Source organism: Sporosarcina sp. P18a (assembly GCF_002743135.1).
Lineage (GTDB): Bacteria > Bacillota > Bacilli > Bacillales_A > Planococcaceae > Sporosarcina.
Window position 1 is genome coordinate 397,816 of the sequence record NZ_PDYQ01000002.1, and the last position, 12,932, is coordinate 410,747.

The 12,932-nt window shown below is 44.3% G+C and carries 11 protein-coding genes and 1 riboswitch; of the genes, 4 read left to right on the plus strand and 7 right to left on the minus strand.

The window, feature by feature from the left end; translation table 11 throughout:
- Window positions 1–282 precede the first annotated feature (282 nt).
- Window positions 283–1,827, plus strand: a complete 1,545-nt coding sequence (locus CSV75_RS09405) for a succinyl-CoA:acetate CoA-transferase ScpC (RefSeq protein ID WP_369825362.1) — start codon at window positions 283–285, stop codon at window positions 1,825–1,827.
- Window positions 1,828–2,288: 461 nt separating this feature from the next.
- Here CSV75_RS09405 and CSV75_RS09410 read toward each other — a convergent pair whose 3' ends face one another.
- The 5 genes from CSV75_RS09410 to CSV75_RS09430 all read right to left on the minus strand — a co-directional run bounded on the left by CSV75_RS09410 (window position 2,289) and on the right by CSV75_RS09430 (window position 9,169).
- On the minus strand, window positions 2,289–3,326 hold the full coding sequence (locus CSV75_RS09410; RefSeq protein WP_099675637.1) for a ribonucleotide-diphosphate reductase subunit beta: 1,038 nt from the start codon (window positions 3,324–3,326) through the stop codon (window positions 2,289–2,291).
- Window positions 3,305–3,742 carry a flavodoxin gene (locus CSV75_RS09415; protein ID WP_099675638.1) on the minus strand — a complete coding sequence of 146 codons (438 nt, stop codon included), beginning with the start codon at window positions 3,740–3,742 and terminating at the stop codon, window positions 3,305–3,307. The genes CSV75_RS09410 and CSV75_RS09415 overlap by 22 nt, the downstream gene beginning before the upstream one ends.
- Window positions 3,730–5,952 carry a ribonucleoside-diphosphate reductase subunit alpha gene (locus CSV75_RS09420; protein WP_099675639.1) on the minus strand — a complete coding sequence of 741 codons (2,223 nt, stop codon included), beginning with the start codon at window positions 5,950–5,952 and terminating at the stop codon, window positions 3,730–3,732. The genes CSV75_RS09415 and CSV75_RS09420 overlap by 13 nt, the downstream gene beginning before the upstream one ends.
- A 159-nt stretch (window positions 5,953–6,111) precedes the next feature.
- Window positions 6,112–6,287, minus strand: a riboswitch (cobalamin riboswitch).
- 266 nt (window positions 6,288–6,553) lie between these two features.
- Window positions 6,554–7,975, minus strand: coding sequence for an alanine/glycine:cation symporter family protein (locus CSV75_RS09425; protein ID WP_099675640.1), 1,422 nt, complete (start codon window positions 7,973–7,975; stop codon window positions 6,554–6,556).
- Between the two features lie 72 nt (window positions 7,976–8,047).
- On the minus strand, window positions 8,048–9,169 hold the full coding sequence (locus CSV75_RS09430; RefSeq protein ID WP_099675641.1) for a glycerate kinase: 1,122 nt from the start codon (window positions 9,167–9,169) through the stop codon (window positions 8,048–8,050).
- A 241-nt stretch (window positions 9,170–9,410) separates the two neighbouring features.
- On the opposite strand from CSV75_RS09430, the gene CSV75_RS09435 reads away from it, so the two are divergent.
- Together CSV75_RS09435 and CSV75_RS09440 are read left to right on the plus strand one after the other, a co-directional pair.
- The gene (locus CSV75_RS09435) at window positions 9,411–9,914 is read left to right on the plus strand and encodes a DUF2243 domain-containing protein (protein WP_099675642.1); all 504 of its coding nucleotides are present in this window, start codon (window positions 9,411–9,413) and stop codon (window positions 9,912–9,914) included.
- Window positions 9,904–10,737: a cytochrome c oxidase assembly protein gene (locus CSV75_RS09440; protein WP_099675643.1), complete on the plus strand. Its 834-nt coding sequence runs from the start codon at window positions 9,904–9,906 to the stop codon at window positions 10,735–10,737. The genes CSV75_RS09435 and CSV75_RS09440 overlap by 11 nt, the downstream gene beginning before the upstream one ends.
- A 180-nt stretch (window positions 10,738–10,917) precedes the next feature.
- Here the strand turns inward: CSV75_RS09440 and CSV75_RS09445 are convergent, their stop codons facing one another.
- Window positions 10,918–11,244, minus strand: a complete 327-nt coding sequence (locus tag CSV75_RS09445; protein WP_099675644.1) for a YnfA family protein — start codon at window positions 11,242–11,244, stop codon at window positions 10,918–10,920.
- Window positions 11,245–11,522: 278 nt separating this feature from the next.
- The gene (locus CSV75_RS09450) at window positions 11,523–12,032 is read right to left on the minus strand and encodes a YfiT family bacillithiol transferase (RefSeq protein WP_099675645.1); all 510 of its coding nucleotides are present in this window, start codon (window positions 12,030–12,032) and stop codon (window positions 11,523–11,525) included.
- A 152-nt stretch (window positions 12,033–12,184) separates the two neighbouring features.
- On the opposite strand from CSV75_RS09450, the gene CSV75_RS09455 reads away from it, so the two are divergent.
- Window positions 12,185–12,919, plus strand: coding sequence for a MerR family transcriptional regulator (locus tag CSV75_RS09455; RefSeq protein WP_099675646.1), 735 nt, complete (start codon window positions 12,185–12,187; stop codon window positions 12,917–12,919).
- The last annotated feature ends 13 nt before the right edge of the window (window positions 12,920–12,932 follow it).

Consider the following 12,932-nt stretch of genomic DNA (forward strand, 5'->3'; position numbering starts at 1 on the left):
CAATGTATCGTAGGTATTTTATACTAAATGTCATAAAATATCTTTATATTATACAAGTATACGTGTTTATCTACACGTTTCTATCAGGGGATTCCCTATTCCCTTTCTACAAATCCCTAGTTTTAATTTTTGAATTAAAGCAAAACACTAGATCCCGGCTTCTGAAAACGTTCTGTAACTTTCAAAGTTTTACGTGTTTTTCTTGAATGAGTGGAAATATTAGTATAGTTCTCATAATATTATGTTGATTTTATTTATATAAATGATAGAATTATATACAAAATGAAAGGTAAGGTGGATGATACCGTGACAAACGAATTAAACAAGGTACTTCGTTGTGAAGCACTGAAAGATAAGATTGTTACAGCAGAAGAAGCAGCTTCTTGGATCGAAGATGGAATGTCTCTAGGTCTGAGTGGATTTACTTTGTCCGGAGACGCGAAAGCGGTTCCATTGGCATTGGCAGAACGAGGAAAAACTGAGGACTTCAAAGTAAACGTTTTCACTGGTGCTTCAATGGGCCCGAACGTTGATGAATTGATGGCCAATGCAGACGTAATCAATTTACGTGTTCCTTACCAAGGCAACCCGGCAATGCGCGGCAAAATCAACTCAGGTGACTCATTCTATATTGATCAGCACCTTTCCCATACAGCTGAATGGATTCGCCAAGGCGTAATCGGTCCAATTGACTATGCAATCATTGAAGCAGCTGCTATTACAGAAGAGGGATATATCATCCCAACTGGTTCTGTTGGTAACTCTCCAATTTTCGTTCAAGAAGCGAAGCATGTCATCATCGAATTGAATGTTAACGCGCCTATGGAGTTTGAAGGTTTACATGACATCTATATCCCAGATGCTCAAAACCAACGTAAAGAAATCCCTGTGTACAGTGCAACGGATAAAATCGGTACACCAGGAATTAAAGTAGATCCTGAAAAGGTTGTCGGAATTGTTCTTACGGAACAAGGCGATATTCCTTCCCCTATTGTTCCTCCAGATGAAGAGACACAAGAGATCGCAAACAACTTGTTAAACTTCTTCCGTGACGAGATCAAATTGGGCCGTATGGATGAAACGCTTATGCCTCTTCAATCAGGTGTTGGTTCGGTTGCGAACGCAGTACTTGATGGTATGAGAACTTCCGAGTTTAAAGATATCGAAGTCTATTCTGAAGTACTTCAAGACGCAATCTTCGACTTAATCGATGACGGCGTAGTGAAATTCGCTTCTGCTACTTCATTGACTCTCTCTAAAAAGCGTTTGGACAGCTTTAAAGACGATATCAGTAAATACCGTGACAAGCTTGTATTCCGTCCACAGGAAATCTCAAACCACCCGGAAGTTATCCGTCGTTTGGGTATCATTTCATTCAACACAGCGCTTGAGCTAGACATCTACGGAAACGTTAACTCCACACATGTTAGCGGAACACGCATGATGAACGGAATCGGTGGATCAGGTGACTTTGCTCGTAACGCACGCATCGCGATTTTCGTTACGAAGTCTTACGCAAAAGGCGGAGATGTGTCATCCATCGTACCTTTCTCTTCTCACGTGGACCACACGGAGCACGACGTAGACGTAATTGTTACGGAACAAGGTTACGCGGATCTTCGTGGCTTAGCTCCAAGACAGAAAGCGGAATTGTTGATCGAGAACTGCGCTCACCCTGACTTCAAGGAAGAGCTACGTGATTATTATAATAGAGCAGTTGAACAAGTTGGCGGACAAACTCCACACATCTTGGAAGAAGCGCTATCTTGGCACGTGAATCTTGCGAAAAACAAGACTATGCACAAGACTGCTGAAGCTCAGAAGTAATTTTATAGTTGTGAAGAGACCGAGCGGGGTTAAACCCGCTCGGTTTTTTTATGTGGATTTAATTGGAGGTTGAGAGGCTGGGGTGGCTTAGAGCGAATAACTCGGCTGATAGAGCGGTCACGTACTGGGATAGAGCGCTTAATTTGCCTGATAGAGCACTTGCCCGCTTTCATTGAGCATTTACAAAACTAGTATTCGTGTCACCTCTTTCAGAAAAAGAATTTAGTTGATCGACGCGGAGAGCGGCGACTCCCGCGGGAATAGCAATTACTTCTGCGATTAAAAGCGAAGCGTTATAAGCATGAGCCTTGAGACCCTGGACGTAGCGAAGCGAAGGAAGCGGCTCAAGCCATGCCCGCAGGAAAGCGTCCGCTCGGAACGTCGATCAACGGTGCCCTATCCCCTATTCACTATCCATACAAAAAAGAGGAACCCATCACGGATTCCCCTACCCTTACTTATTACAAATCATCAAAGCCATTCAAATCACTAGTCTTCACATACTGACGGCTCGTTTGTTCGAAGAAGTCCGTTTTCGTATCGTCGAAGTTATCGACGTAAGCGCGGATCCACTTCATTGGATTATCTGTGAACTCTGGATAGATTTCGCTTAAGCCAAGCATGCGTAACATTTTATTCGCGCGATACTTCACGTAGCCTTCCATCTCATCCAACTCAAGGCCATCGATCCCCGCTAATACATAGCGACTCCAGATGACTTCTTGCTCGACGGAGTGACGGAATTGGTCATAGATCCATTCCGTAAACTCGTCTGTGTTGTACTCTGGATTTTCAGCTAAAGCTGCACGGAAGATATCGCTGATGGCTTTACCGTGCTGAAGTTCGTCACGGTTGATGTACGAAATCATTGTGGATGTGCCGACCATTTTTTGATGGCGTGCTAAGTTATAGAAAAACGCGAAGCCACTGTAGAAGAATAGGCCTTCTAGTAATGTCGTATACACCATCGCTTTTAAAACTGTTTCAATTGTCGGGTTTTCCGCAAATTCATTGTAGACATCTACAATTCGTTCATTTCGCTTCATTAATACTTCGTCTGTACGTCCCATTTCGAAGGCTTCCATTTGCTTGTCCAAGTTCGTGACGGATGAAAGTACGTACGCGTAGCTATGATTATGTTCGCTTTCCTGGTCTGCAATTGTCGCCATAATCGACTTGACGGATGGATCCGTTGTGAAGTCTGCGATTTTCATTGCGATGACCGTTTGTGGACCGTCGAGTGTAGCCAGTAGGCCGATAATTTTTAGGAATGCGGACTGCTCTTCTTTTGTCAGGGTTGAGAACTGCTTGACGTCTTGTGTCATGTCAACTTCATTCGCTGTCCAGAACAGGGAACGGATTCGCTGACGTAATGTATAGAAATGAGGATGCGCGATGTCGTTCCAGTTTAGGATGCCGCTTGCTTCCCCACCGAAAATAGCTGTTGCCTTATTCGGGTTTGCAGGATTCAGTACTTTTACTCTTGTAAGTGTCGCCAATGTTCGAGCACTCCTTTCGTCCAATTCATAACGGTTTGTTCTTGTATGCCGCGTGGGCTTTGCTCAATCTTTAATGGTTCAAAAGGTGAATGATAGAATTTTGCCAGCTTGTCTGCGGCTTTACAAAATAATTCATCACCGCCAAACTGTGTATCCCCTGTGCCAAAGACATAGACAAGCTCGGGTTTATAGCCGACGTCCGCCACGAAATCTTTGACTTCATCCGGCGTTGCACCTTTTTCCCATGTGAATGAACCGATGCAAAACACGTCGTATTTTTTAATATCAGGGATGACACCGATGCCGATACGATGTGTATCGACTTCGACGCCTTCACTTTGTAGACTGTTCATAATCAATTCCGCTACTTCCTGCGTGTTGCCACTCCAGGATGCATAGGCGATCAAGAATGACACCACTCGCACTCCTCAATCTCAGCTGCAGTTGAACGCATATAGTACGTGGTTTTCATGCCCGATTTCCATGCCTGCAAGTGCAAGTCCAAAATAACAGATGCGCGGATGGAGTTTGGTACATAAATATTGAATGAAATCGACTGATCGATGTGTTGCTGACGAGCGGCGTTTTGCTTGATCGACCAGCGCTGATCAACGATGTAAGCAGAACGACGGTAGATGTCATACGTGTTGTGGTTCAAATCCGGTGCAATGACCGGTAATTTATAGTCTTTCTTCTCTTCATGGTAGAACGGCTTGAATACTGGATCGATCGATGCTGTGGAACCTGCGATAACCGATGTCGAACTGTTCGGTGCGACTGCCATTAAGTAGCCGTTACGCATACCGTTTATTGCTACATCCATGCGTAGTTCACGCCATTTATTTGAATCGTATTCGCGTTGCTCGAAGTATTCACCAGTTTGCCAGTCCGATCCATCAAATAATGGATACGCGCCTTTTTCTTTTGATAACTCCATTGAGGCTTTAATTGTCAAATACGCGATATTTTCATATAGCTCGTCTGCGAAATCCACCGCTTCGTCCGATTCCCACTGAATGTTTTTCAACGCGAGTAAATGGTGCCAGCCGAATGTGCCGAGTCCAATTCCACGGTAGCGTGCATTGGTGCGTTGCGCTTGTACAACTGGGATTTGGTTCTGATCGATGACATTGTCGAGCATACGCACTTGAATTTTGATCAAACGGTCTAGCACATCTGCTGTCACTGCTCTTCCAAGGTTAATCGATGACAGATTACATACAACGAAATCGCCTGGCTTCGTGCGTGTAACGATCATATCGTCTTCTAGTGTTACGGATTCATGTGTACTAGCTGACATATTTTGTAATATTTCCGAACACAAATTACTAGAATAAATCATACCTTCATGCTTATTCGGATTCATGCGGTTTACCTCGTCGCGATAGAACATGAATGGTGTTCCCGTCTCCAGCTGGCTACGCAAGATACGTTTCATGATTTCAATCGCGGAAACCGTCTCTCGTGATAAATCTTCATTACGGACGCATTCTTCATACTTCTCGCGGAATGTTCCTTGTCCTTTTCTTTCATCATAGAAGTCTTCCAATGAATAGCCCATTTTCGTGCGGACTTCATGTGGATCGAATAAATGCCAGTCTTCACGGGACTCGACTTTCTCCATGAACAAGTCTGGCAAGCAAACGCCTGTGAAAATGTCATGTGCACGTAAACGGTCATCGCCGTTATTGAGCTTGAGATCGAGGAATGTGAAGATGTCTTGATGCCATACGTCGAGATAAACGGCTACGGCACCTTGACGTTGACCGAGTTGATCGACACTGACTGCCGTATTGTTCAGTTGTTTGATCCATGGAAGAACACCGCTTGACGCGCCTTCGAAACCACGAATCGATGCACCGCGGGAACGAACTTTCCCCATATAGACACCGATACCACCACCAAATTTCGACAAGTTCGCGATATCAGTGTTGCTGTTGTAGATCCCTTGTAAGGAATCATCCACTGTATCGATAAAGCAACTGGATAGCTGACCGTGCATCTTGCCTGCATTCGATAATGTAGGTGTCGCTACTGTCATGTATAAATTGCTCATCGCCCAGTATGCTTCGCCAACTTTATGAATGCGGTCTACTGTTTCGTCTTGCATTAGCGTCATCGCGATGATCAACCAGCGCTCTTGCGGCAGCTCCACTGGCTGTTTTTTAAAGTTTACGGTTACGTATCGGTCTACCAATGTTTTCAAACCGATATATGTGAATAATAGGTCACGAGAAGGATCGAGTAGTTTACCGATTTCCTGAAGCTCATCCAGGCTATATTTCTCTGTCAGAACGGATGTATATAAACCTTGTTCCACCAAGCGTTCTACATTTTTCGCAAAGTCGGTATAAACATCTGCCCCGCGCAATGCTTGTTGCTTTGCATAGACGTCGAATAAATAAATACGTGCAGCTACAAACGTCCAATACGTATTCGCTTCATCAATACGGCTTAAAGACTCTAGTACCATCGCGTTTGTCCATTCAGTTGCCGTGCTAGCTGGGTGGCGCTCCTGGAATTTCTCACTCGCTTCGATTAACGGCACCATTTGTTTCTTGCCGAATTCTTCTTGTAAGTTTTCCAACACTAGATTAAGTCCCTTAGTTTCTTGAATAATAGCCATGATATCCGCTCCCTTTAGTTAATTAATTCGGTTATGTACTAAATAAAAAAACTCCCAATAAAATCGGGAGTCGTCAATTGACGCTTAGTAGATCGCGGAAAGTTTTAGGCAGACTGAAATAAGACTGCTTTGTGCTTTCACTCTCCAACCCCGAAGAATGTTTTGCTGAGATGACTGGCAGGTCTACTGGCTGGCACATCGTTCTTCCATCTTTCCTTCCCGCCGAAGCAGTGGTTTTATAAGATAGTCGTCCGTGCCCTCAGTTGCGGGGGCAGCTCCGTTAGTGGCGGATTCCCTTTTAAACGTGGTGGGTACCAATTCATCTGTTTGCTGTTATACACTATATATAGTGTGTCGATTCATATATAACCCTAACATGTTGTGTTCAAACATGCAAAACAAAAATCGAACCGAAGTTCAGAATCCTTCTTCTGAACTACGATTCGACTTTTGTTATTCAGTATTTTATAGTATATCAAACTTTTTACTTCTTGACTAAATAGTTTGTGTGGAGAAGGGATTTCCGCTGCAATCCTAATTTATACATGGTAATAAGTTAAAGATTAAAAATCATATCCCTAACATCCACAAACCACCTCTATTACAAACGATCTTCTGGTTTTTCCGCTGTCTCTTCCCAACATTCTGCGCCTTTTAATTCAGGGATGCTGGCTGATTTGAAGACAGGGTTTCTGCCGGCTTTACGTTGTTTAGTGAAGTCGTCAAGTACTTTAAAGGCAATTTTACCAAGTAGTAGAATGACGATTAAGTTAATGATGGCCATTAGTCCCATGAATAGGTCGGCCATATCCCATACAACTTGTACTTTTGCGATTGCACCGAAGTATACCATGACAAGTACGAGAACTTGATAGATTCGTTTCCATACGATGTTAGCATGAATGAATTCAATATTTGTTTCGCCATAATAATAATTTCCGATGATGGAACTAAAGGCGAAGAACATGATAGCACCGGCAATGAAGTATGGTGCCCATGCGCCTACTTGTACGGCCATGGAATTTTGTGTCAAGATGATACCGTTTGTTTCACCTGTTTGATACAATCCGCCGAGCAAAATGATGAATGCTGTCGCAGAACAGATGATGATGGTATCGAAAAACACACCTAGACTTTGTACCAATCCTTGTTTTGCCGGATGCGATACGTTCGCTGTAGCAGCTGCGTTTGGCACACTACCCATACCTGCTTCATTGGAGAAGAGACCGCGACGTACACCTTGCATCATGGCCATTCCGATTCCGCCACCCATGACTTCTTTAATTCCGAAAGCATGCTCGAATATCAATACAATAATGCCTGGAACTTCTGAAATATTCATAATCACGATATATAACGCTACCAAAATATAGAAAGTCGCCATGATGGGTACGATGGTCTGTGTTACTTTTACAATCCGTTTGACGCCACCGAAGACGATAATCCCTGTTAATAGCATTAACCCAACCCCGACACTCCAGTTAGGAATGCCGAATACGTCAGTGAATGACTGACTGATGGTGTTAGATTGTACTGCATTAAATATGAATCCGAAACACATGGTCAGTAAAATCGCGAAGACAATTCCGAGTTTACGCCAGCCTAGCGCTTTTTGCATATAATACGCCGGCCCCCCGCGGAATGTGTCGCCGTCTTTCACTTTATACACTTGTGCCAATGTACTTTCGATGAATCCTGTCGCCATGCCGATTACAGCGATAACCCACATCCAGAATACCGCGCCGGGCCCACCAATTCCGATCGCAAGGGCTACCCCTGCTACGTTACCTGTTCCTACGCGCGACGCGGCACTAATTGTGAATGCCTGGAATGGCGATACCCCGTCATTGTTATCCTTCTTCTCTACAATCAGACGGAACATCTCACCAAATAAGCGCACTTGTACAAATTTCGTGCGAATTGTGAAATATAAACCTGCTACCAATAACAGTCCAATTAAAACATACGTCCAAATGAAATTATTCGCCGGCCCTACAAGCCAGTCGATCGCATCTTGAAACATCTGACCACCTCCTTGTGTATTCTATACCCTACTCGCCTACTTGCTATGCATGGTATAATATAAAACTATTTTCTACTGTCTATGTTGCAAGACGGTCGATGCTTTGTTCTCCAATAACTTTGCTGCTTGTGCCATCAATTCAGCTAACGACTTCCCTCCATCGTCCAATGAATGCAGCTCGGTGAACCACTTAAGTAGTTCCTGACGCGCCGCTTCTTCAATTGCCCCTGAAATGACGATGACCGGAACATTCTCTACTCTCGCAAGCTTCGCAATCCCCATTAATGCCTTGCCTGCAAGCGTCTGCCGATCTGTCTTCCCTTCCCCTGTCACGATGAAATCTGCAGAGGATAGATGCTTTGCGAAATCCATCGCTTCGAGCACGACATCAATTCCACTTTCAAGATTAGCGCCACAATACGCAAGTAATGCCCCTGCACTTCCCCCAGCCGCCCCTGCACCGCGCAATTCATGCAATCGCACGCCTGTCTGCCTTTCCGTCATATCCGCCAGATGACGTAACCCTTCATCCAGACGCAGAACCATCTCTGCGTCCGCCCCTTTTTGCGGACCGAAAACAAATGATGCACCCTGCTCACCGACAAACGGATTGTCCACGTCGGACGCAATGCGAATGTCCGTCTCCAACACACGCTTGTCCAGTTGTGAGATATCAATTTCATGAATGAATGAAAGTTTTGAGCCATTCATCTGCACTAGCTGCCCATCAGCTAAAAATCGAACGCCAAGTGCTTCAAGCAAACCTGTTCCCCCGTCATTCGTCGCACTGCCACCAAGTCCAATAATCATTTTCCTGTAACCTGCATCAAGCGCATGACGAATTAATTGCCCTGTACCAAATGTTGACGCTTTCATTGGATCGAGTTCATGATCCGCAAGCAACAGCAAACCGGACGCTTGTGCCATTTCAATGACCGCTGTCTCGCCGTCACCAAGCACACCAAAGTGCGCATCCATTGCGCGACCAAGCGGATCTTGCACAGACACGGTTCGCAACGTCCCCCCTGTTGACGACATGAGGACAGACAGCGTCCCCTCACCACCATCCGCAACCGGTAAACGGACGACTTCTGCGTGCGGATATACTTTTTTTACGCCACTATATATAGCGTCGGCCGCTTCCTCTGCATGCAAGCTTCCCTTAAATGCATCAGGCGCAATGACAATTTTCACGGCTCTCACTCCCTTTGTACGTATTCTAGCAGATTACGCGGGAAAAGTTACCATAAATTATTGTATGGCTACTATATTTTTATCATGGAGGCTTGTAGATGCCTGTGTGGATGTGTATCCGATCATACTTCAGGTAAAACGCTCTATGAGTCTACCCATCCGCTCTACCAGCCACGCAACATGTTTTAAATGCCGCATTCTTAGGGAACACTGCGTATAAAAGGAAAGGAGTGAGTAATAGATGGCTGTGTTGCAAGGGAAAAACTGGACGAACCGAAAAATTTATCAGAAGAGAAATCTATGGGCGGGTATATTATTCGGACTCGGGTTTGTGGCGTTTTTAGACGAGACAGTATTCCATCAGCTACTTCATTGGCATAAGTTTTATGATAAATCTACGGTGGCGGTTGGATTGGTGTCGGATGGTTTGTTTCATGCATTTAGTTGGTTTGCGACAGTAGGTGGGCTGTATTTGGTGGCGGATTTGCGTAGGAGGCATGCGTTATGGCATAAGATGTTCTGGGGTGGCAAGTTACTCGGGGGCGGTGCGTTCCAATTGTATGACGGGACCATTCAACACAAGGTCATGCGCATACATCAGATCCGATATCACGTGGACATTGTTCCGTATGATATCGTTTGGAACGTTACTGCGATTTTGATGATTGCGGTAGGTTTGTTGCTAATTAAGTCTGCGCAACGGGATGGATGCTCGGCGGAAAGGCTGATGCTTCATGCCACATGATTCCTATATCAGTGCAACCGATTGGCTATTTGGAATGCTTGCGTTGCTCGCCATCCTATTCTACGGGGTCGCTGTCTTTCATTCCAACCGGCAAAGCCGCTTGCGTAAATGGCCACGAAGACGGATCGTGTTGTGGATTGCGGGTGTACTCGTTTCAGCAAGTGCTGTTGTCGGACCGCTTGCGGAACTGTCACATGATTTTTTCACATGGCATATGGTGGGACATCTCTTACTCGGCATGCTCGGTCCCCTTTTGTTGGCGCTCGCTGCTCCCATGACATTGTGGCTCCGGACACTACCCGTTCGGCAGGCCCGAAAGGTAAGCCACTTGCTAAAAAGCCGACTCGCGGGGTTCTATACACATCCCGTCACTGCCTCCATTTTAAATATCGGTGGACTGTGGTTATTATACACGACAGGCTTGTTTGCGGCCATGCACCATCATCTTTGGCTCCATGTCTTGATCCATGTGCATGTGTTCGTTGCGGGATATCTATTTACCATTTCGCTTTTATACATCGATCCCGTATCTCGTCGGTACAGTTACCGCTTCCGAACTGTAGTCTTTATTGTGGCTCTGGCGGGACACGGAATTCTATCAAAATTCCTATACGCCTATCCGCCTGCCGGTGTACCCATTGAAGAGGCACACGCAGGAGCTATGCTTATGTATTACGGAGGCGATGCGGTGGATCTAGTGATCATCATCCTGTTGTTTAGAAGTTGGTATCACTCGGCCAAACGTCAACAAACCCACATTCCGTCCACTTCCGACGGCTATGTGTATTCGAATGAAACGACGCAAAACGCACCCACTGGCTAATGGGTGCGTTTTATATTTTCTATTCATTTCATTAGTCCGGTATACCTGTCACAATGGTCCCTTGGGCAGCGGCACACAACTTCCCGATAGTGAACATTTCATTTTGCGTCATGCTCTCTCCTTACAGACTGTAGGCCTTCACTTGGAATGAAGTGGATACTTTTCATACACCCATCACTATTACGATCTCGGTGCAAACAATATGACGGACACACCAATTAGGCAAATACCTGCTCCTATGAAATCATACAAATCAGGGGTTTTTTTATCAATTCCCCATCCCCATAGTACAGAAAGAAAGACGAATACGCCTCCATACGCAGCATACACTCTGCCAAACGACGGGAATGTTTGGAATGTGACTACCACGCCATATAAAATTAATGCAATGCCACCGAATAATCCAAACATAGCAGATTTCCCTTCGCGCAACCATAGCCAAATCAAATAACCTCCGCCAATTTCAGCCAAGCCGGCTAGGAGAAATATCACTACAACTTTCACCATCAGTAAACCTCCATTTAATCACTTCGGATCATCCAACATATAATTGTTCACATGCACAAGTCTATTTCTTGAAAACTAGTACTAACTATATCATGATTCAGACAACTTAAAAGCTAACTATATTCTGAACAGATGGACTTGGCGTGAAGCTAATTAAACATGACGACTTTACTTTCGTTCGTTGCTCATGCATAAAAAGGGTCTGCAACGTAACACATAAAAACCAAAATAGAAAAAGACTTATCGAAGTTCGATAAGTCCGTTCACCGTATCTCTCATTATTTCGCCAAGGCTATCTCAATATGCGCTAAATGATGCGCTTCATGCCAAGCCAATTTCGCTACTTTTGTCGCTACGGCAATCTCGCCGTTTACTTCATGAGTAAATGTTCGTTGTAGTTGCTCTTCCGTCAGACTATTGCCTAACGCTACAATACGCTCATTGATCCCTTCAAGCATCTTAATGGAAGGCTCAACTGGTAGCTCATTATCAGGTAGTACAGCCCATTTCTCTTGATCAAATGCGGGTACTTTTGGATTGTCGTCTGTTAACGCAAGCTTTAATCGCTGATACATAGTCAACTGCGAGTCTGCAATATGATGTACCAATTGACGAACTGTCCACGCACCTTCACGATATGTTTTAGTTAACTCTTCGTCATTCAATGAATCTACAGTTCCTCTCAAACGAGTAGTATAGGATTCAATTTCTTGTAACCACTTTTGAATATCTTCCAACGTCACCTGTTCAGGAACGTGTAATTTTCCGATCGGAAATTGATTATCCATTACGAACCCCCCTCTTCATTGCATTCATTATCCCATAAACTATCTAATTATTCTACGAATTGCATAGCACTACTTTTTTAAAAAACTCTACTGATTGTATTGACCCTTACGTAACGTTACACTTTATACTACAGAGTAAGGAGGTGTTGATAATGAAAATGAAGGTAAAGGAAGTCGCGGAATTAGTCGGTATTAGCGTACGCACACTTCATCATTACGATGCAATCGGATTGCTGACACCCGAGGAGACAACAGACGCGGGTTATCGCTATTACTCCGAACGAAACCTCGAGACTTTGCAACAAATACTATTTTTCAGAGAACTAGATTTTCCTCTGAAAGAAATAAAGAACATTCTCAGCGATCCGTCATTTGACCGCCAGCAAGCTCTTCAGCTACATCGAAAACTATTGCTTGAGAAACGCGAACGGATCGATCAAATGATTGCGACTATTGATAAAACTACACAGTATATAAAAGGAGAGAGGGACATGTCGAACGAAGAGAAGTTTAAAGGATTTAATTTTAGTCATAACCCCTATGAAGAAGAGGCTCGAAAATTATGGGGAGCAAAAGCGGTCGAACAATCGAATACCGCATTCGAAAACAAAGCAGTCGGAGAAAAGATGAATGACATCTACCGGAAATTAGCACATCTTACAAACACACCGCCTGAATCCACTGAAGCACAAACAGCCATTACAGAATGGTATGAGTTTTTGAATACACACACTGGTCATCACTACACATTGGAAGCGTTCAAAGGTTTGGGGCATATGTATATAGCAGACGAACGCTTCACGACGAATATCGATCAATTCGGTGCAGGTTTGGCACAATTTATGAGCGAAGCGATGACGATTTTTGCAGATCATAACAAAAAATAAACATCCTATTGCA

Coding starts and splice junctions, on each gene's coding strand:
- CSV75_RS09405 (WP_369825362.1), top strand. CDS start 283: ATGAAAGGTAAGGTGGATGATACCGTGACAAACGAATTAAACAAGGTA.
- CSV75_RS09420 (WP_099675639.1), bottom strand. CDS start 5,952: ATGGCTATTATTCAAGAAACTAAGGGACTTAATCTAGTGTTGGAAAAC.
- CSV75_RS09425 (WP_099675640.1), bottom strand. CDS start 7,975: ATGTTTCAAGATGCGATCGACTGGCTTGTAGGGCCGGCGAATAATTTC.
- CSV75_RS09435 (WP_099675642.1), top strand. CDS start 9,411: ATGGCTGTGTTGCAAGGGAAAAACTGGACGAACCGAAAAATTTATCAG.
- CSV75_RS09440 (WP_099675643.1), top strand. CDS start 9,904: ATGCCACATGATTCCTATATCAGTGCAACCGATTGGCTATTTGGAATG.
- CSV75_RS09445 (WP_099675644.1), bottom strand. CDS start 11,244: ATGGTGAAAGTTGTAGTGATATTTCTCCTAGCCGGCTTGGCTGAAATT.
- CSV75_RS09450 (WP_099675645.1), bottom strand. CDS start 12,032: ATGGATAATCAATTTCCGATCGGAAAATTACACGTTCCTGAACAGGTG.
- CSV75_RS09455 (WP_099675646.1), top strand. CDS start 12,185: ATGAAAATGAAGGTAAAGGAAGTCGCGGAATTAGTCGGTATTAGCGTA.